The sequence below is a fragment of the Polaromonas sp. genome, from assembly GCF_043778355.1.
Taxonomy (GTDB): domain Bacteria; phylum Pseudomonadota; class Gammaproteobacteria; order Burkholderiales; family Burkholderiaceae_C; genus Polaromonas.
On the sequence record NZ_JAYWHI010000009.1, the window covers coordinates 16,040 to 35,501 of the forward strand.

Sequence of the window (19,462 nt, forward strand, 5' to 3'; positions counted from 1 at the left end):
GTCAACCGACGCCGTGGGGCACTTCAGTCCTGCTGCTTGGCAAAAACATACCCCACGCCGCGCACGGTCAGAATGCGTTTGGGATCCTTGGCATCGACTTCAATGGCACTGCGGATGCGGCCCATGTGAACGTCAATGGAGCGGTCAAAGGCCTCAAGCTCGCGGCCCCGCACGGCTTCCATGATCTGGTCGCGGCTGAGAACGCGGCCGGCGCGTTCAGCCAGTGCCACCAGCAGGTCGAACTGGTAGGAGGTGAGGTCGCAGGTTTTTCCGCTGACCTGCACGGTGCGCGCGTCACGGTCAATTTCGAGCGAGCCGAAACGCATGGATTTTTGCGTGCCGGCAGCGCTGCCCGTCTCGCTGCCGCGGCGCAAGACAGCGCGGATGCGCGCCAGCAACTCGCGCGGTTCAAACGGTTTGGGCAGGTAGTCGTCGGCGCCGATTTCAAGGCCGACGATGCGGTCCATCGGGTCGCCCTTGGCGGTCAGCATCAACACGGCGGTTCGGGCGCTGTCGCCGCCCAGGCTCTTGATCCGCCGGCAGACTTCGAGGCCATCCATGTCGGGCAACATCAGGTCCAGGATCACCAGGTCAGGTTTGGTGGTCGCCAGTGCCTCCAGCCCCTTGGCACCGTCGACCGCGTGGGTGAAGCCGTAGCCCGACTTGCTCAGGTATTCGCCCACCATCGCCGCCAGGCGGGTATCGTCCTCGATCATCAAGAGTTGTTGCGTCATGGTCTGGCTCGCTGGGCGTTGGGGGGCGTGAGGGTCAGTGTAGCCACTGGCGACCGTGCTGTCAGGCCCGAGTACGTCAGCGCCGGTGAAGGGGCTGATGGCATCGGCGGGGTAAGTTGCGCTGCTGCGGTGTTCGCTCATGGTGTTCTCCGTCAGTGACCTGGGAGTTCATGTTGCGCCCACCCCAACAAGTCGCGTTGAAGCGCCCGTAAAGTTAGGTAAACCGCTGTGATGTCGGCCCGACCAAGCTATGCTTTTGATAGCTGTTCGCGCCCGTGGGTCAAGGGCTAGAGGGCGATTTCATGCGGGAGGCCAGCCAAACCAGCAGCAGTACCGGCAGGCCCAGCAGCGCCGTCGCAGTGAAGAAGTGGCTGTAGCCGAAGCTGTCCACATAGCTGCCGGAATAACCCGCCAGAAACTTCGGCAGTAGCAGCATCATTGAGCTGAACAAGGCGTACTGCGTGGCCGAGTAGTTGATGTTGGTCAGGCTGGACAGGTAGGCAATGAAAGCTGCCGAGGCGATGCCGCTGGACAGGTTGTCGGCAGAGATCACGAAGATCAGCGCCTGCACGTCGTGGCCGCGCGAGCCCAGCCAGGCAAACAGCAGGTTGCTGGCAGCGCTCAGCACCGCGCCCAGCATCAGCACCTTCATGACACCAAAACGCATGGCCAGCGCGCCCCCGGCAAAAGCGCCGACGAGAGTCATCAACACCCCGTAAACCTTGGTAACGGTGGCCACCTCGTCTTTCGTGTAGCCCATGTCGACGTAAAACGGGTTGGCCATGATGCCCATCACCACGTCGCTGATGCGATACACCGCAATCAGCGCCAGGATCAACAGCGCGTGTTTGCCGTAGCGGCGCAGAAAGTCGGCGAAGGGTTCGACCAGTGCGCTTTTGAGCCATTCGGCGGCGTTGCGGGCCGGCAGCATTTCACGCTGGGCCGGCTCCGGCGAAAACAGTACCGTGAGCATGCCCAGCAGCATGGAGGCGGCCATCACCAGGTAAGCGGTCTGCCAGGCACCATGTTGGTAGGTACCGCCACCGACCACCTCGGCGCGCGCGGCAATCCAGAGCACACCGGCGCCGGCCCAGATCATCGCGATGCGGTAACCGGTCTGGTAGGTGGCGGCCAGGGCCGCTTGTCGCTGCGCATCGGCAGACTCGATGCGGAAAGCGTCGAGCGCAATGTCCTGGGTGGCCGACGCAAAGGCCACCGCCAGCGCGCACCAGACCACCGGCAGCAAGGCCGCGCGCGGATCGGTCAACGCCATGCTGACCAGCGCGGCCATGATGACGGTCTGCGACAGCAGCAACCAGCTGCGCCGGCGCCCGAGCAGACGCGTCAGCAGCGGAATCGGCAGCCGGTCCACCAGCGGCGCCCAGACCCATTTGAAGCCGTAGGCCAGCCCGACCCAGCTCAGATAACCGATGGTGGTCCGGTCAATGCCGGCCTCACGCAGCCAGAAGCTCAGCGTGCCGAACACCAGTAGCAGGGGCAGCCCGGCGGAAAAGCCCAGCAGCAGCATGCGCAGCGTGGGGGCTTCGAGGTAAACCCGCAGTGTTTCCCCCCAGCCCGGCTTGGTCGGCGCGACTTCGGGCACGGCTTCGGGCGCAGAAGCGACGGCCGGATGCGGCGGCGGCTGACGCGCAGGCTGCGTTTTCTCGGGTACGGTATCGCTCATGCGGGAATAATACGCTGTGACCCCGGTGCGAAGGCGCCGTCAATATTGGAGATGCCATGAGAATCGCTTCGACGCTGAACCTTGCCGCCCTGTCCACCGCCCTGTTGCTGGGCGCCGTCCCGGCGCTGGGCCAGAACGACGGGGTTCAGGTGGGGGGCAACTCCGGCTTCACCAAGCTGGTCCCGGCCGAAGAGATCGAGCAGGCCGCCAAACAGCAGTACGCCAAGATGATGCAAGAGGCGGCGGCGCAGAATGCACTGGCCCCGCCGAGCAATGCGCAATTACAGCGCCTGCGCCGGATTGCCCAGCGCATCATTCCGCACGCCGAAGCCTGGAATCCACGCGCCAAGGCCTGGCAGTGGGAGGTCAACCTGATCGGCAGCAAGCAGATCAACGCCTTTTGCATGCCTGGCGGAAAAATCGCGTTCTACACCGGCATCCTCGAGCAACTGCAACTCACGGACGACGAGGTGGCCATGATCATGGGCCACGAAATGGCCCATGCGCTGCGCGAACATGCACGTGAGCGCATGGGCAAGTCGGCCGCCACCAGCATAGGTGCCAGCTTGTTGTCGCAGCTGTTCGGGCTCGGTGACCTGGGTCAGACGGTGGCCAGCTACGGCGTGCAACTTCTCAATCTGCGTTTCGGCCGCGAGGACGAGTCCGAGGCCGATCTGGTCGGCATGGAGCTCGGCGCACGCGCCGGCTTCAATCCGCGCGCCGGCATCACCCTGTGGCAAAAAATGGCGGATGCCAACAAGGGCGCGCCGCCCCAGTGGCTGAGCACCCACCCGGCCGGCGCCACCCGGATCGCCGACATGGAGCGCAACCTGCCGCGGGTTGTGCCGCTCTACGAACGGGCGCGCAAGGGCTGAACGCCATGCCTGGGGCGCTGCGGTAAGCTGTGCCTTCCACCATGAGTTTCCCCCCTCCCCGCGCGGATGCCGCGCGCGAGCCTTTCCCGGCACGCTTGTTTTTGTGGCTGCAGTCGCTGCGGCCAGCGCGCACCCGCATCAATGCCCGCGAGCGCTGGCGCATCGTTATGGGCGCATTTCTGGGAATCCTGCTGGCCGGGGGGCTCAGCCATCTTGCAGTCGACACGGCGCTGGCCAGCCTGCCCTGGCTGGTGGCGCCCATGGGGGCCAGCGCCGTGCTGGTGTTCGGTGTGCCGTCCAGCCCGCTGGCCCAACCCTGGTCGGTGGTGGGCGGCAACACCTTGTCGGCGCTGGTCGGTATTGCCTGCGCGCGCTGGCTGGGACCACCCGAACTGGCTGCGGCGGTCGCGGTAGGTGTGGCCGTCGGGCTGATGCTGGCCTTGCGCTGTCTGCATCCGCCCGGCGGCGCATCAGCGCTGATGATGGTGCTGGGCGGCATCACCAACCCGTGGTTTGCGCTGTTTCCGGTGCTGGTCAATTCCGTCCTGCTGGCCTGCGCCGGCATGGCCTGGAACAATGCAACGCGGCGCCCTTATCCGCATGCGCAACGGCCGGCGCCGACCGACACCGGCAAACCTGCGCAGGTGCGCGACGCCGAGGCCGATCTGGACGCCGTGCTGGCGCGTTACAACCAGGTGCTGGACGTCAGTCGTGACGACCTGCAAGCACTGCTGGAGCAGGTGAAGTGGCAGGCCTACCAGCGCAAGCTCGCCGGCGTGCGCTGTGCCGACGTCATGTCGCGTGACCTGGTCACAGTGACCCACCGCACGCCATTGGAAGATGCCTGGGCCCTGCTGCGCGAGCGTCGCATCAAGGCGCTGCCGGTGGTAGACGCAGATTTCCGTATCGTGGGTATCGTCACGCTGGCGGACTTCATGCGCGCGGCCGGAATAAAAGGCTACGAAGGCATGGACGCCAGGCTGCGCACGCTGCTGGGCGCCATCGGCCCGACCGGAAAGCCGCCCGTGGTCGGGCAAATCATGACGCGCCAGGTTCGGGTTGCCGGCAGGCAGCGTTATCTGGTGGACCTGGTACCGCTGTTTGGCGGCTCTGGCCACCACCACATCCCCATCACTGGCGACGACGGGCGACTGGTCGGCATCATCACCCAGTCCGACATGGTGGCGGCCCTGTTCGAGCCACCGACATCGCCTCAGGAGTCCACACCATGAGCACACCGCAAGAGCAATTTCAGCAATTTCTTGATCTGCAGCGCGCTGATTACCAGCGTACCTTGCCGGAAAAATGGGCGCAACTCCAGGCGCTCTGGGCGGCGGTGAGCATCGGCGCTGCGCCGCCCGCGCTGGCTGAACTGGAGCGACTGGCCCACACGCTGGCGGGCACCGCTGGAACCCTGGGCTTTCGCGATGTGGGCCTGGCTGCCAAGTCGCTTGAACTGTTGCTGACCCAGGCCGGCGAGAGCGGCGCGGTATTGAGCCCTGAACAACATGCCGGGATATCGCTGGCCATGGCAGCCTTACAGGCCAGCCTGCCCCGCTGAGCGGGTAGACTCGCTTGCCGGTGCGTACTTTCGATTGCCTACTGGCCCGCACATATTGACAAGGACACACGCATGCCCAAACCACTTGCCCGCATCCTGTATGTGGAAGACGAACCCGATATCCGCATGGTTGCCCAAATGGCGCTGGAAGCCGTTGGAGGTTTTGCGGTGACCGCCTGCGCGTCCGGCAGCGAGGCGCTGGCTGCCGCGCCCGCCGCCGCCGCCGACTTGCTGCTGCTTGACGTGATGATGCCGGGCATGGACGGTCCCAGCACCCTGAAGGCCTTGCGCGCGTTACCGGCCACGGCAACGACACCGGTGATTTTCATGACCGCCAAGGTGCAGGCCGCCGAGGTGGCCCAATACATGGCGCTGGGCGCCATCGATGTGATCCACAAGCCGTTTGACCCGATGGAACTGTCGGCCCAGATCGGCCGCATATGGGAACTCAAGGGCGGGTGAAGAGCTGCCGCCGGGGACGGCGCATGAAAGTTTGGGGACAATAACGCATGCCAGAACCCAGCCCCGGCGACAACACGCTTCCTGCCTCCCCGTCCGATAAAGCGCCTCTGTCGGCTTGGGCGCCGCTGAGCTCGCCGGTGTTCCGGATGTTGTGGTTCACCTGGCTGGCGGCCAACATCTGCATGTGGATGAACGATGTGGCGGCGGCCTGGCTGATGACCTCGCTGACCACCTCGCCGATCTGGGTGGCGCTGGTTCAGTCCGCATCGACCCTGCCGGTGTTTCTGCTGGGCCTGCCCAGCGGCGCGCTGGCCGACATCCTGGACCGGCGGCGCTACTTCATCATCACGCAGTTCTGGGTGGCCGCTGTTGCCGTCATGCTGTGCATCACCATCGTGATGGGCGGCATGACTGCGCCCTTGCTGCTGGCGCTGACTTTTGCCAATGGCGTGGGACTGGCCATGCGCTGGCCGGTGTTTGCCGCCATCGTGCCCGAACTGGTGCCGCGCCCGCAGTTGCCGGCGGCGCTGGCGCTTAACGGTCTGGCCATGAATGCCTCGCGCATCATCGGGCCGCTGGTGGCGGGCGCGCTGATTGCCGGTGCCGGCAGCGAATATGTGTTTGTGCTCAACGCCGTGTTGTCGCTGGTCTCCGGCTTTGTCATCATGCGCTGGCGCCGTGAACATGTGCCCAGCCCGCTGGGGCGTGAGCGGCTCATCAGCGCCATGCGTGTCGGCGTGCAGTTTGTGCGCCAGTCGGCGCGCCTGCGTGCGGTGCTGCTGCGCGTGGCGCTGTTCTTCTTTCATTCCACCGCCCTGCTGGCCTTGCTGCCGCTGGTGGCGCGCGGTCTGGGCGGCGGTGCCGGCACCTTCACCCTGTTGCTGGCGTCCATGGGTGGGGGGGCGATTGCACTGGTGTTTGTGCTGCCGCGGCTGCGTCAGCGGTTGTCGCGCGATGCGCTGGTGCTGGGCGGCGTGCTGCTGCAGTCCGGTGCCACCGCGCTGGTGGCGCTGGCGCCCAACATCTATGTTGCATCGCCCGCGATGGCGCTGGCCGGCGCTGCCTGGCTGACCACCGCCAACACCCTGAGTGTGTCGGCCCAGGTGGCGCTGCCTGACTGGGTGCGGGCGCGCGGCATGTCCATCTTCCAGATGGCCATCATGGGCGCCAGCGCTGCCGGCGCAGCGGTCTGGGGCCAGGTGGCGACCGTGAGCAGCGTGCCGACCGCCATGCTGATAGCGGCCCTGACCGGCGCTGTGGCGAACTTCGCGACCCAGTGGTTCTTCAAGGACCGCAGCATCGAGGAGGACATGACGCCCTCGCACGAATTCAAGGCGCCGAGTGCGGCCGCGCCACCGCTGAGCGGGCATGTGCGCGTCACCATTGAATACCAGATCGATCCGGCCAAGGCCGCCGAGTTTCGCGCTGTCATGCAGGAGAGCCGGCGCAGCCGACTGCGCCAAGGCGCGCTCGCGTGGGAACTGCTGCGCGATATCTCCGACCCCGGCCGCTATATCGAGCAGATCACCGACGAGTCGTGGACCGAACACCTGCGGCGTTTTGACCGTGTGACCACCGGCGATGTGGCGCTGCGGGACCGCAAGCTGGCGTTTCATCTGCCCGAGACCCCGCCGGTGATTTCACGCAGTGTGGTGGAAGGCTAGGCTCCTGGGAGCCACTCGCCTGGGGATACTTCAGCCAGCGCCGGCCCCCATTTGCCGCGCCAGATGCACCTGATGCAAGGTGATCTTGCGCACCTCGGCCTGGCTGGACTGGATGTGTGAACGCAGCAGCAGGGCGGCCTGGTCGCCGCGCTTGCGCTGGATCGCCTTGAGGATCTTGGCGTGCTCCTCGTAGGTAGCGTCGATGCGCGGCTGTTTGGTGAAGTCGAGCCGGCGGATCACGCGTATGCGCTCGGTCACGTCGCGGTGTACCCGCGCCATTTCGGCATTGCCGGCCGCAGTCACCAGCGCGCAGTGAAAGGCCTCGTCCCATTGCGCGACCTGCACGGTGTCGCTGCTGCGCTGCTCCGGGCTCACCAGCCAGATGGCCGCGAGCTCATCCAGCACCGCCGGGTTGACTTTCAGGACGTCTTCGCAAAGCCGGTGCGCCGCCGTGGTCTCCAGCACCATACGCAGGTCATACAGCTCTTCAAACTGGTTGAAATCGAAAGGCAAAACGCGCCAGCCGCTGCGAAACAGCACCTCGACAAAACCTTCCTGCTGCAGCTTGAACAGCGCCTGGCGCACCGGCGTACGCGACACGCCCAGGCGTTCGCTGATTTCAGTTTCGGTAAAACGATCTCCCGGCACCAGCTTGAACTCGGAGATGTTGCGTTTGAGTTGTTCATACACTTCATCGGCGCGGGAAAAGCGCGGCGCTTTCCCTTCGCCGCAGGACGCTGGATTCAAGAGGGGCAGAAGGCTGTTCATGAGATGGCCATCATAGTCATGGCTGGCCGGTCGTTATGCAAGAAGACTCACGTGGGCAGCGACCACGCGCCAGCCCTCGGGCGTGCGCATCCAGGTCTGGCTTTGCCGGCCGGTTTTGGCGCTGCCGACGCGCTCGAACTCGACGTTGGCGGTCGCCATGTCGGCGCCATAGGTGGTGATCACGGTTTTTATCAGGCTGCGCTGCAGCCCCTGCGCCGGCCGCCCGGCGCGGAAGTCGCAGATCGCGGCGTAGCCGTAGAGGTTTTCCGTTGCGCCATAACGCAGGGTGTGCGGGCTGTTCCAGAACAACTCGTCGAGCACCGCCACCTTGTTGTTGACCAGCGCGTCTTCGTAACGCGCAAACGCGGCCGTGACTTCAGCCAGGACCGCGGGAAGATTGATGGCAAGTGCGGGGTTCATGGATTCACAGGGTGACGGGTTGAATGTGGGCGACGCCGGCGTTGACCAGCATCTGGGCAGCGCGAAAGGCCAAGTCCTCGCGCCAGGGCGCGGCAATGATTTGCACACCTATCGGCAACCCGCTGGTGCCGGCCGGCCACATCGGCGCAGTGACCACCGGGCAGCCGGCAAAAGAGATCGGTTGGGTCAGCAGGCCCATGGCGGCGCGACACGGCTGGCGCACGCCGTTGAGTTCCAGCCACTCGGTGCCGATCACGGTGGCACTGACCGGCGTGGCTGGCGTGAGCAACACATCCCAGTCCTTGAACAGGGTGTTGACCTTGTCGCGGTAAACCCGGCGAAAGCGCTGCGCGCGCAGGTACCAGTCCACCGGCTGCAAGGCGCCGGCGATGAAGCGGTCCACTGACAGCGGCTCGAAGTCGTCGGCACGCGTGCGCAGATCGCCCAGGTGCAGGCTGCCGCCTTCACTCGCGGTGATGATGAAGGCCGCTGCACGCGCCAGCGCGGCGTCGGGCCACAACACCTCTGACTGCGCGCCCAGGGTACGGCCTGCCAGCGCCACCGCCTCGCGGGCTTCAGGTCCGGCGTTGTCCTGAAAGTAAGCGCCGAGCACGCCGATGCGCAGGCCGGCCGTTCCCTTGTGCAGGCTCGGCGACACCGGTTGCACATGCAGCGCATGGCAGCCCGGATCCAGCGGATCGGGCCGTTGCAACGCGTCGTAGGCCAGGCCCAGGCCGGCCAGGCTGCTGGCCATCGGCCCAAGGTGGTCAATGCTGTGCACGAAGGGGTAGGTGCCGCGGCGCGACAGGCGGCCGAAGGTGGGTTTGAGACCCCAGACGCCGCACAGCGAAGAAGGCACACGGATGGAGCCGTTGGTGTCGGAGCCCAGCGTCACCGGCACCTGCCCGGCCGCGACCGCTGCACCCGAGCCGCCCGAGGACCCGCCGGCAACCCGCGTCAGGTCGTGCGGGTTGTGGCAGGGCCCGTAGTGTGTGTTCTCGGTGGTGAAGCCGTAGGCGTATTCGTCCATGTTGAGTGCGCCCACCAGCACCGCGCCAGCGGTTTTCATTTGCGTGACCAGCACCGCGTCGGCCGGCGCTGCCGGCAGGCCCTGGTTGACCTTCGAGCCAGCCAGGGTGGTCAGGCCCTCGATGTCAAACAGGTTCTTGACCGCATAAGGCACGCCGGCCAGCGAGCCAAGGGTCTCGCCGCGGGCCCGCTGCGCGTCCACCGCGTCGGCCTCTGCGCGGGCGCGGGCCGCAGTGGTTTCGGTGAAGGCATTGACCTGGCCGTCGGTGGCTGCAATGTGCGCCAGGCTGGCATCCACCAACTCGCGCGCACTGACTTCCCCCGCGGCCACCGCAACGGCCATGGCAGAAGCATCAAACGCTATGATTTTCATAGCTGGCTGCGCTTGTCATCCATGGGCGGAAAGGCTGCCGGACTGTAAATTTCGGCGGGTTCGTCGTGCGGCACGAGCGGCGCGGTATCCAGCAGCGCGGCCATGGCGGCGGTGCGCTGGAGGTGGGCAACCACCCGCGCCGCGCGCTCCGGCGGCAGCGGCAGCTCCAGCACGGAAGCCGTGCTACCGACATAGGCCGCTATTTTTGCGTCGTCCATGGTTTCTCCAGAGGATTCAGCGCCGCACTTCGCGCTGAAAAATTTCCAGGCTCAGCTTCTTGGTGCTGATGAAGCCCGGCTCGGACAGCGTCTCCAACGTGCGTGGTCGGGCATCGTCGTAAGGCAGGATCTCGGCGACACGGGTCGGCCGCTTGGTCAGCAGCAGCACCTGGTCAGCGAGGTAAACCGCTTCTTCCAGATCGTGGGACACCAGCAGCATGGTGGTGCCGGTCTGCATGAACACTTCCTGCAGCTTCTCGCGGATAAACAGGGTCATCTCGAAGTCGAGCGCCGAAAACGGTTCGTCCAGGAACAGTACCTCAGGGTTGTTGGCCAGCGACCGCATGATGGAGGCGGTCTGCTGCTGGCCACCGGAGAGTTCATAGGGGTAGCGGTTCAGGTCGAACTTGACGTCAAAGGACGCGACCAGCTCCGCCATGCGCCTGTCTACCTCGGCCTTGGACTTGCCTTCAAGCTTGAGCGGGTAGGCGATGTTGTCGATGGTGCGCATCCACGGGAACATCGCTTCGCGGTAGTTCTGGAACACATAGCCGATCTTGGTGTCCTTGAGCGACTTGCCATCGAACAAAATTTCGCCAGCGTCGATGGGCACCAGGCCCGCGATCATGTTGATCAGTGTGGACTTTCCGCACCCGTTGGGGCCGAACACGGAGACGATCTTGTGTTTCGGGATGTCGAGGTTGAAATCCTCGTAAAGCGGCCAGCCGGCGAAATACTTGGTCAGGCCACGAATCGTGATGTGTGTGCCAGCCGGACCGGGCTGGAACTCGCGCACAGGCACATCGGCGAACACTGGGGCGTTAAGAACTTCAGTCATGGCTACCTTCCACTCCAATGAACAATGCGGCGCTCGAGAACCAGGAATAAGACGTTGAGCGCATACCCCAGCACACCCGCTGCCAGAATGGACGCATACATGTCCTTGACGTTCATGACCTGCTGCGAGTTGATGATGCGATTGCCCAGGCCGCTATCTGCCCCGATGAACATCTCGGCGACGATCACGATCACCAGTGCCATCGACACGGCAGAACGCAGGCCGACAAAACTCGGCTGCAGGCTTTCCCAGATCAGCACATCCTTGAACACCTGCCAGCGCGAGGCGCCCATCACTTTGGCGGCCATCACCCGCTGCTTGCGCGCATTGATCACACCGTAGGCGCTGTTGAAGATCACGATCAGCAGCGCACCGAAAGCGGCGATGGCCACCTTGTTGATGTCGGACACGCCGAAAATCATCAGGAACAGCGGGATCAATGCTGACGACGGCGTGGACCGGAAGAAGTCGATCAGGAACTCGACGCTGCGGTAAGCCTTCTCGTTGCTGCCCAGCACTACGCCCAGCGGCATGCCGACGGCCGCAGCAATCATGAAAGCCTGCACCGTGCGCCATACCGTGACCGCAAAGTCCTTCAGCAGCGGTCCGCCGGCCAGGCCGTTGACCAGCGCGCCCAAGGCATCGAGCGGCGGCGGCAGCAAAATGGCCTTGATGAAACCGAAACGCACCGCCAGATCCCAGATGATGAAGAGCACCACCGGGCCGATGAAGGGCAGCGCCCGGTCCAGCGCGGGCTTGCGCTGCACCGTGGCTGCCGGCACCGTCGCGGGCGGTGCCCAGGGTTTGGCGGGCGCTGCCGCTGCAGAGGTGGTGGTCATCGGGTTCAGCCCTTGTAGAGCATGGTGTCCACCATGAGGCGCGAACTGAAGATGCCCTTTTCCGAGAACAGGTCGAAGAACTTCTGGAAGTGCGCAACGTCGGCCGGCTTGAACTCGTTGTACATCATGTAGGCCGCCAGCGGCACCTCGGCGGTCAGCGCACCTTCGATGGGCGTGTAGCCCTTGAGATACTGCCGCGCCTCGACCGGCTTGCTGCGCACATAGGCCACGCCCTTGCCGTAGGCCGCCACGAACTTTTTGGTGGCGTCCGGATTCTTCTTGATGAAATCCGAAGACAGCGAGGCCGAGCCGCCAAACCATGGCGCCATGTTGTCACCGAGCACATAGCGTGAGATCACACCGGCTTCAAGCACACGCGTGGTGCCGTTCATTCGGCCAATGGTGCCGGTGGGCTCCAGCGTGTAGGCACCGTCAATCTGACCCGCCGCGAGCGCGGCCACATGCTGGCCAATCGGCAGCTCGACCACGGTGGCGCCGATGGCACCGCCGCGTTCCACCACGGTCTTGGCCAGGGTCACGTTCTGGATGCCCGGCCCAGAGCCGATGCGCTTGCCCTTGAGATCGGCCATCACCTTGGCCGGGCTGGCCACAGGCACGATGACTTCATCGAGTACGTTTTTCACATTGCTCGGGTTGGCGCAGAAAATCTTGAAGGTGCCGGGCTGGGCCAGCTCGCCAATGGCGATGTTGGCCGAGCCGGTGCCGTTGGCCGTGCCATCGGAGCGGCCCGAGAGCACGGCTTCCATGACCTGCTGCGCGCCGGCAAACTTGAGCGGCTCCACGTCCAGGCCGGCTTCCTTGAAGTAGCCCAGTTCGATCGCCGCGTAAAACGGCAGACCAGCGGCAATCGGCCAGTAGCCGATACGCACTTTTGGCGCGGCCTGGGCACGCACGATGGCGGGCATGCCCAGCACGCCCAGCAGGCTGGCGCCTGTGACCAGGGCTTTTCTGCGGGTGGCGGTGGCGAGGAAGGTTGTGCTGGGAATGCTCATGGGAACTCCTTGGGTGAGAAAGGGTGGGTAGAGGACGTGTCGAAAGGCTCAGGCCGCCAGCGGGTTGAGTGACTGGATATAGGCACGCCAGCCGCCGAGGTGGGAAATGTCACGGGCACCGCTCTGCAGCGCCTGGGCCTCGCAGACAAACCCCTGCACGCTGCTGCCGTCAGTCAGTTCCAGCGTGCCAATGCCGAGCGGCGCGGGAATCAGCGCGACAAACGAGCCGTACTCGGTCAGTGGCATGTCCCAGATTTCAAGTGCGATCCGCACGCCCTGGTTGGACGCCACACGCAGCAGGCCGGGTTTGGGTGGCGTGGTGCCCGGCAAGGCATACAGCCGGTAATGGGCCGCGGTTTCAGTGCTGCCAACCAGCGTGGCGCCGCGTTCGGTCAGTTGACTGTTGAGCGGCATGCCCGACAGGTGCGCGCCCACCACGGCGACCCGCACCGTCGCGCGGGGACGCAGGCCGGTGATGGGCACCATCGAGGGCAAAGGCATGCCGGTAGCGCCCAGCAGCAAGCCCGTCTGGTGGTGGTAACGCTGGCCGAGATCAGCCAGTTGCCAGTCGCTGCTGCAGGGGCCGATCAGGGTGATGCCAAACGGCAGACCGTCTGCCCGTATCGAACTGGGCACCGACAGCGCTGCCTGGTCGAGCAGATTCACGAAGTTGGTGTAGGCCCCCAGGTTGCGGTTCAGCGCCACCGGGTCCTGCTGCATCTGCGCAATCGTGTAATGCGTGGGTGCGGTCGGCACCAGCAACACATCCATGTCGCCCCACATGGCGTCGGCCTGCTGGCCCAGCAGTTTGACGCGCGTCTGCACCGCGTAAAGATCGGCAGCGCTGTAGTTGCGGCCGGCGGCAATGATGCTGCGGACCGGCTCGACGACATCACCTTCATGGGTATCGAAGAAACTGCGGATGGCGGTGTAACGCTCGGCGACCAGCGCACTTTCGTACAGCAGTGACGCGACTTCCGCGAGCGGGCGGAAATCGACGGGGACGGCGGTACCGCCCATGGCCTGCAGCCGGTTGATTGCGTCACCGAAAGCCGCTTCGGCCGCCGTGTCGCCGTAAAACTCAAGCGCCGACGGCACGCCAAAACGGAAGGCGGCGTTGAAAGGCTGGCTGGCCATCTTCAGTTTGCGCGAGTACGCGTCCAGCGGGTCGTGACCCATCGCACTTTCCAGCACACGCACGGCGGTCGCGACGGTGCGCGCAAAGATGGACACGCAGTCCACGCTTTGTGCGGCGGGCACCACGCCACGCGCACTGATCAGGCCGCGAGAGGGCTTCAGGCCGACGATGTTGTTCAGGCCGGCTGGCACACGGCCGGAACCAGCCGTGTCGGTGCCCAGCGAAAAGTCCACCTGACCGGTCGCCACCACATAGGCCGAGCCTGAGCTGGAGCCACCGCAGACATACAGCGGGTTGATCGCATTGGGCACGGCGCCAAATGGCGAGCGCGTCCCGTTCAGACCGCAGGCAAACTGGTCGAGGTTGGTTTTGCCGGCGAGCTGTGCACCAGCATCGAGCAGCTTCTGCACAACAGCGGCGTGGGCTGATGGCGTGTAGGCAAAGGCCGGGCAGGCCGCCGTGGTGGGCAGGCCGGCAGCATCCATGTTGTCCTTGACGGCAAAACGCAGCCCCGCGAGTGGTCCGGTGCCCACCGCATCGGCAGCCGGCCGGACAGCTTGCGCCGGTTTGTGGATCCAGGCCTCATCCGCCCAGGCTGGGTCGCATTTGGCGGAATCGAGAGTCATGACGGGGCGCACCAATTTAAAGCATCCATACTTGTGTACAAGATGAGATGCAAGGGGCGTGCCAGGTGATCCTGGTCGGTTGGCAGCGGCCGATGACTTCTTCTTACTTACATCTGACACAATTCGTCATGGGTGGCAACACGTCACTTGCGTACCAAGCAGCGTACCCAGCGTACTGAACAAAGTAAGCCCGTGCCCCGCTTTCGCAACAAAGCAATGTCTTGGAGGTGAGGTTTATGAAACCAGGCGAAACAAACGGGTTGGCGATGCGGAAAATGGGGCTGCATAACCGTCTGGTTGTGATCCTGATCGTGGCGCTGTTGCCGGTCTTTGGATTTCTCATCTACGCGTCGGTAAAAAACCAGGACGAGAGATTGTCCCAGGCGAGCAGCAACTTGCAGACGGTGGCCCAGCTGTCAGCACTCGGGACTGAGCGTACGGTCGAGGGGGCGCGGCAATTATTAGGCGTCATCACCAGCGGCCCTTCCTTGAAGAGCAGTGGCCTGACCACGCTGTGCATCGAATTTTTAGGCAATATCCGCAGCACTTACCAGAACTACGCCAATGTCGGCTTTCTTGATGCCGAAGGAAACCTGCTGTGCGACGCATTGAACAGGACTTCTTCGCAAAATTTCGCGGACCGGGCTTACTTTCAGCTGGCCCTTGCGGCGCGCTCCTTTGTCATTGGCGAATACCAAATAGGGCGTATTACCGGCCGCGCGTCGGTCAACTTTGGCATGCCTGTGTTGGATAACCAAGGCGCCCTCAAAGGCGTGGCATTCGCTGCGCTGGATATCGAGCAACTGGCGATTAATCTGCGAATAGCGACTCCCCCGCATGTCAGCCTGACACTCACCGACCGCAAGGGCAGGATTCTGGCAACCGATATCTCGCAGAGCGATCGCGTTGGCAGTCAATATTCTGACGCGGCGCTTTACAGTGCGATGAAAACCCTGCCGTCCGGCACGATCGAAGCCAGCGACGCCAACGGAATCGAACGGCTTTACGCGGTGGCTGCCGTCGGCGCTGGCAGCCAGCCCGGTTTTTTCATCATCGCCAGCGTAGCGCGAGAGGCGGTGACCGCGCCTGCCAGGCGCGAACTGATCGTGTTGCTTCTCCTGTTCATCCTGTGGGCCACCTTGGGTATCGCCGCTGCCCGGTGGATTGGCAACAAAACGCTGGTGTTGCCCACCCGACGTTTGCTGACCGACATCAACGAGCTTGCGGGTAAGGACGCTGCTCACGCCGGGGCCCCAGACAAAAACACCGATGAGATCGGGGCCTTGTCCTCCGCATTCCACAGGCTCGCCGGAGTTTTGAAATTGCGCCAGGTTGAGCGAGACAGCAGCGAGGCCGAACTGCGGGAAGCACAAGACCGGCTGCTGACCGCCCAGCGCATTGGACATATAGGTAACTGGGAGTTTGTTCCGGCGACTCGCCGGCTTTGGTGGTCCGATCAGACTTACGCCATTTTTGAACAGACACCGAAGTCCTTGACGCTGACGCTGCAGAGTCTGTCAGACCATATTTTTTCCGAAGATCGTGAACTTTGTGAAGAGGCGCGAAGTAACTTCTTTGCGGGCAAGGCTGGACTTGATATCAAGCACCGCATTGTCACGGGTACCGGACGGGTGCGTTGGGTGCACGAGTTGGGGGAAAAGCGTGTTAACGGTCAGGGCCGGGAGGTGCTGTCCGGCACCGTACAGGACATCACCGACCTTGTGCGCAATGAGCGTCTGCTGGTGTCGGAGGCACGCGCACTCAAGGCCTTGTCGCTGGGCTTGCCTCTGGAGACGGTACTTGAAGAAGTTCTGAGCGGCCTGGAAACCATTCTTCCGGGGGCGCTGACCAGCGTCAATCTTCTCAGCGCCGACGGCACCCGCCTTCGGCTGAGTGTGGGACCCGCCTTGCCGCAGGCCTTCCATCAGGCACTCGACGGCCTGCCGGTTGGCCCTTGCGCAGGTTCGTGCGGCACAGCCGCTTACCGGCGGGCGCCTGTGGTTGTGTCGGACATCGCGTCGGACCCCTTGTGGGCAGACTACCGCGACCTGGCAGGCCAGCACGGCCTGCGCGCCTGCTGGTCGCTGCCGGTGCAGGACCCCACGGGCCGGGTGCTGGCGACCTTTGCGGTGTATCACCGCGAACCCCATGCGCCTGATCCGGAGGACATGGTGCTGGCCCAGCGCGCCGCCAATGTCATCGGGCTCGCCTTGGAGCGTGACATGAAAGACGCTGCGCTTCGCGCCAGCGATCAGCGCTTCAGGGATACCTTTGCAGCGGCGGCCACCGGCATGACGATCACCAGCCTGGACGGCAAGTATGTTGAAGTCAATGCCGCCTACTGCCGGATGTTTGGCTACACGGCAGAAGAGCTTTACGGGCTGGACATCAAGTCTTTCATCCACCCGGATGACCGGAACAAGTACAGCGACGCAATGCGTGCGCTGGAAGGGGGTCAACTCGACAGCTACATCTCAGAAAGACGGTTTGTGGTCAAGGACGCGCGCGTCGTCTGGATCCGGTCCAGCGTGTCGGCACTGCGCGACGCCAGCGGGCAGACCGTTGCTCGCGCGGCTATCGCGGAGGACATCACCCAGCAGCGGGAAGCCGAAGAGGCGCTGCGCCAAGCACAGCGCCTGCTCAGCATGGCGTCGCGCGTCAGCCGGCATGGGGCGTGGCAGGTGGACCTGGCCGATCAACGACTGACCTGGTCGGATGAGGTGTACGCCATTCATGACTTCCCGCACGGCGCAACCCCCAGCGTCGAAGAGGGGCTCAACCTGTACGCGCCCGAACACCAGGCCACCATACGGGAGCTCTTCACAAACTGCGTCCAGAACGGCACACCTTTTGATACAGAACTGCAGATCATCACCGGGAGGGGCCGCAGGGTTTGGGTCAGGGCGCTAGGTGAGGCGGTCAGAGACCCATCCGGTGCCATCGTCCAGGTCCAAGGCGCGTTTCAGGACATCGACCTGCAGAAGCAGACGGAGCTTCGCGCGCGAACCATGGCGGGCCGGTTGGCGACCACGCTGGAGAGCATCAGCGACGCGTTTTTTCTTCTGGACCACGACTGGAACTTTGTTTTCGTCAACGGACGGGCCGCCCAGACCTTGGGGGGTGGGCGCGACGACCTGTTGGGCAAGAATGTGTGGCGGGAGTTTCCCCAGATTCTGGGCACCGTGGCCGAGCACAGCTACCGCAGCGCCGTGGCCGAGCAACAGACCAAGAGTTTCGAGTGGTTTTATCCACCGTCGAAGGCATGGTTCGAGTTTCACGTCTATCCCACTGACGAGGGTCTGGGGGTGTACTTTCAGGACATCACGCAAAAGCGCAAGGCCGCCGAGCAGTTGCTGCTTTTGCAAACCGCTGTGTCGCATTTGAACGATAGTGTCCTGATTACAGAGGCAGCCCCGCTTGATGAGTCGGGGCTCCAGATCGTGTTTGTCAATAATGCGTTTGAGCGTCAGACGGGCTACACGCGGGACGAGGTCAGAGGAAAGTCGCCCCGCATGCTTCAGGGCCCTGAAACCGAGCGCGCTGAATTGGACCGCATCCGTGCAGCCCTTCAAAAGGGGAAGCCCGTGCGGGCAGAACTGATCAACTACACCAAGGCCGGTGTTGCTTACTGGGTGGAAATTGAAATTGTTCCGATTGCGGATGCCCAGGGCAGCCCCACGTATTTTGTGGCGGTGGAGCGTGACATCACCGAGCGCAAGCGGGCAGAGGAAAAAATTCTTCAACTCAATGCCGAGCTGGAAGGACGCGTGCAGCAGCGCACCGCGCAGCTCGAATCCGCCAACCGGGAACTGGAAGCGTTCTCCTATTCTGTGTCGCACGATCTGCGCTCGCCACTGAACACCATCAACGGCTTCGGTCAGATGCTGCTGAGCAGACATGCCGACCATTTGGACGACAAAGGCAAACACTGCCTGCGTCGCATCCGCGCGGGCACCCGGCAGATGGGCGATCTGATTGACGGCCTGCTGTCGCTTGCCAAGCTCTCGCGAGATCCGCTGCGGTTGGAGATGGTAGACCTCTCGGGCATTGCCAGGCGGATCGAGCAGGAATGCAGGGAGCAGGAGCCCGAGCGCCAGGTGCATGTGCAGGTTCAGGACGGGCTGCTGGTTCGGGGCGATGCCGTGCTGCTGTCAGTGGTCTTGCAAAACCTGCTGGGCAATGCCTGGAAATACAGCGCCAGGCAGGAAGCCGCCAGAATTGAAGTCGGAAGCGAGGCTGCAGCTGATGGGCAGACGGTTTATTTCGTCAGGGACAATGGCGCCGGATTTGACATGGCGTACGCCGAGAAGCTGTTCGGCGTGTTCCAGCGACTGCACTCCCCCACGGACTTTGCGGGCACCGGCGTGGGACTGGCCAATGTGAAGCGCGTTGTTGAGCGGCACGGGGGGCGTGTCTGGGCGGAGAGCAAGTTGAACGAGGGCGCTACCTTCTATTTCACGCTGTGGCAAGAGCCGGTCAGCTTTCACTGAGCAGTTGCAGATGTCCTTGCGCGCCCGTTGCCCCTGTCTGCGGGTGTCACGGGTGAGGCTGTCGGCGATCACCGCAAGCCGGATTGCTTTGATCGGCCCTGGTGTTACAGACTCAGGTCGTAATCGACGGTGATGGGCGCGTGGTCGGAGAAGCGCTGCGCCTTGTAGATGGTTTCGCTTTTGGCCAGTGCCGCCAGGGCCGGCGTCGCCAGGTGGTAGAAACTCGCACATTTAACCTGCAATAATTGGGCATGAATGAAACTCGTGTCTATTCCTATCGTCGGTTTTCGTCCGGCAGGCAAGCGTCAGGGCATAGCTTAGAACGGCAAAGTGCGTCGGCACGCGCTTGGTGTGCTGAAAACGGGTATGTCCTCGACGAAGATTTGGTCATATCAGATTTAGGAGTGTCCGCGTTTGAGGGCAAAAATGCGTCAGACGGTGCACTGGCGGTTTTCCTGACAGCAGCCAAAGCGGGGCGGATACCACGCGGCTCCATTCTGCTGGTCGAAAGCCTGGACCGACTTTCTCGCTCCGCAATTCACGAAGCAATCGGTTTATTGACATCAATCGTGGTTGCAGGTGTGCGCGTGGTCTCCATGATTGACGGCAAGGAATGGAACGAAGAGACGATTAAAGACATGATGAATTTCATGATGTCGGTACTTTTGTTTTCAAGGGCACATGAAGAGTCGGCAACGAAAGCGAAACGAGTTAGAGCGGCTGTACTCAA

Annotated in this window: 17 protein-coding genes and 1 pseudogene; 7 read left to right on the top strand and 11 right to left on the bottom strand. The window is 63.5% G+C overall.

The genetic code is table 11. From position 1 onward, the window contains the following. Window positions 1-23: 23 nt before the first annotated feature. Both ACH2CW_RS01315 and ACH2CW_RS01320 read right to left on the bottom strand, forming a co-directional pair. Window positions 24-734, bottom strand: a complete 711-nt coding sequence (locus ACH2CW_RS01315) for a response regulator (RefSeq protein WP_395055061.1) — start codon at window positions 732-734, stop codon at window positions 24-26. A gap of 280 nt (window positions 735-1,014) precedes the next feature. Then, window positions 1,015-2,418 carry an AmpG family muropeptide MFS transporter gene (locus tag ACH2CW_RS01320; RefSeq protein ID WP_395055045.1) on the bottom strand — a complete coding sequence of 468 codons (1,404 nt, stop codon included), beginning with the start codon at window positions 2,416-2,418 and terminating at the stop codon, window positions 1,015-1,017. A gap of 56 nt (window positions 2,419-2,474) precedes the next feature. On the opposite strand from ACH2CW_RS01320, the gene ACH2CW_RS01325 reads away from it, so the two are divergent. The 5 genes from ACH2CW_RS01325 (at window position 2,475) to ACH2CW_RS01345 (ending at window position 6,980) form a co-directional block, all read left to right on the top strand. After that, a complete protein-coding gene (locus tag ACH2CW_RS01325) occupies window positions 2,475-3,293 on the top strand; it encodes a M48 family metallopeptidase (protein WP_395055046.1) in 819 nt (272 codons plus the stop codon). Between the two features lie 41 nt (window positions 3,294-3,334). Beyond that, entirely contained in the window at window positions 3,335-4,525 is a 1,191-nt protein-coding gene (locus ACH2CW_RS01330) for an HPP family protein (RefSeq protein WP_395055047.1), read from the top strand. Further along, window positions 4,522-4,854, top strand: a complete 333-nt coding sequence (locus tag ACH2CW_RS01335) for an Hpt domain-containing protein (protein WP_395055048.1) — start codon at window positions 4,522-4,524, stop codon at window positions 4,852-4,854. Before ACH2CW_RS01330 ends, ACH2CW_RS01335 begins: the two co-directional genes overlap by 4 nt. A 72-nt stretch (window positions 4,855-4,926) precedes the next feature. Next, the gene (locus ACH2CW_RS01340) at window positions 4,927-5,316 is read left to right on the top strand and encodes a response regulator (RefSeq protein ID WP_395055049.1); all 390 of its coding nucleotides are present in this window, start codon (window positions 4,927-4,929) and stop codon (window positions 5,314-5,316) included. A 47-nt stretch (window positions 5,317-5,363) separates the two neighbouring features. Beyond that, window positions 5,364-6,980 carry an MFS transporter gene (locus ACH2CW_RS01345; RefSeq protein ID WP_395055050.1) on the top strand — a complete coding sequence of 539 codons (1,617 nt, stop codon included), beginning with the start codon at window positions 5,364-5,366 and terminating at the stop codon, window positions 6,978-6,980. A 30-nt stretch (window positions 6,981-7,010) separates the two neighbouring features. Here ACH2CW_RS01345 and ACH2CW_RS01350 read toward each other — a convergent pair whose 3' ends face one another. Genes ACH2CW_RS01350 through atzF form a run of 8 tightly spaced genes read right to left on the bottom strand, consistent with a single transcriptional unit; the run spans window position 7,011 to window position 14,242 of the window. Further along, window positions 7,011-7,748 (bottom strand): GntR family transcriptional regulator, encoded by a 738-nt coding sequence (locus ACH2CW_RS01350; RefSeq protein ID WP_395055051.1) that lies wholly within the window; start codon window positions 7,746-7,748, stop codon window positions 7,011-7,013. Between the two features lie 33 nt (window positions 7,749-7,781). Continuing rightward, on the bottom strand, window positions 7,782-8,168 hold the full coding sequence (gene hpxZ, locus ACH2CW_RS01355) for an oxalurate catabolism protein HpxZ (RefSeq protein WP_395055052.1): 387 nt from the start codon (window positions 8,166-8,168) through the stop codon (window positions 7,782-7,784). A gap of 4 nt (window positions 8,169-8,172) precedes the next feature. After that, the gene (locus ACH2CW_RS01360) at window positions 8,173-9,570 is read right to left on the bottom strand and encodes an AtzE family amidohydrolase (protein WP_395055053.1); all 1,398 of its coding nucleotides are present in this window, start codon (window positions 9,568-9,570) and stop codon (window positions 8,173-8,175) included. Further along, entirely contained in the window at window positions 9,567-9,788 is a 222-nt protein-coding gene (locus ACH2CW_RS01365) for a DUF4089 domain-containing protein (protein WP_395055054.1), read from the bottom strand. The genes ACH2CW_RS01360 and ACH2CW_RS01365 overlap by 4 nt, the downstream gene beginning before the upstream one ends. Before the next feature lie 16 nt (window positions 9,789-9,804). Further along, on the bottom strand, window positions 9,805-10,626 hold the full coding sequence (locus tag ACH2CW_RS01370; protein WP_395055055.1) for an ABC transporter ATP-binding protein: 822 nt from the start codon (window positions 10,624-10,626) through the stop codon (window positions 9,805-9,807). Between the two features lie 2 nt (window positions 10,627-10,628). Beyond that, on the bottom strand, window positions 10,629-11,465 hold the full coding sequence (locus ACH2CW_RS01375; protein WP_395055056.1) for an ABC transporter permease: 837 nt from the start codon (window positions 11,463-11,465) through the stop codon (window positions 10,629-10,631). A 5-nt stretch (window positions 11,466-11,470) separates the two neighbouring features. After that, window positions 11,471-12,478 (bottom strand): ABC transporter substrate-binding protein, encoded by a 1,008-nt coding sequence (locus tag ACH2CW_RS01380; RefSeq protein WP_395055057.1) that lies wholly within the window; start codon window positions 12,476-12,478, stop codon window positions 11,471-11,473. 48 nt (window positions 12,479-12,526) lie between these two features. Continuing rightward, a complete protein-coding gene (gene atzF, locus ACH2CW_RS01385) occupies window positions 12,527-14,242 on the bottom strand; it encodes an allophanate hydrolase (protein WP_395055058.1) in 1,716 nt (571 codons plus the stop codon). A gap of 236 nt (window positions 14,243-14,478) precedes the next feature. Here atzF and ACH2CW_RS01390 point away from each other — a divergent pair, with 236 nt between their 5' ends. After that, window positions 14,479-18,732, top strand: coding sequence for a PAS domain S-box protein (locus ACH2CW_RS01390; RefSeq protein ID WP_395055059.1), 4,254 nt, complete (start codon window positions 14,479-14,481; stop codon window positions 18,730-18,732). A 104-nt stretch (window positions 18,733-18,836) separates the two neighbouring features. Here the strand turns inward: ACH2CW_RS01390 and ACH2CW_RS01395 are convergent. Further along, a pseudogene (locus ACH2CW_RS01395) lies at window positions 18,837-18,950 on the bottom strand (exodeoxyribonuclease III); the annotation flags it as partial. 33 nt (window positions 18,951-18,983) lie between these two features. Here ACH2CW_RS01395 and ACH2CW_RS01400 point away from each other — a divergent pair. Continuing rightward, a partial coding sequence (locus ACH2CW_RS01400; protein ID WP_395055060.1) for a recombinase family protein occupies window positions 18,984-19,462 on the top strand: 479 nt, incomplete at its 3' end.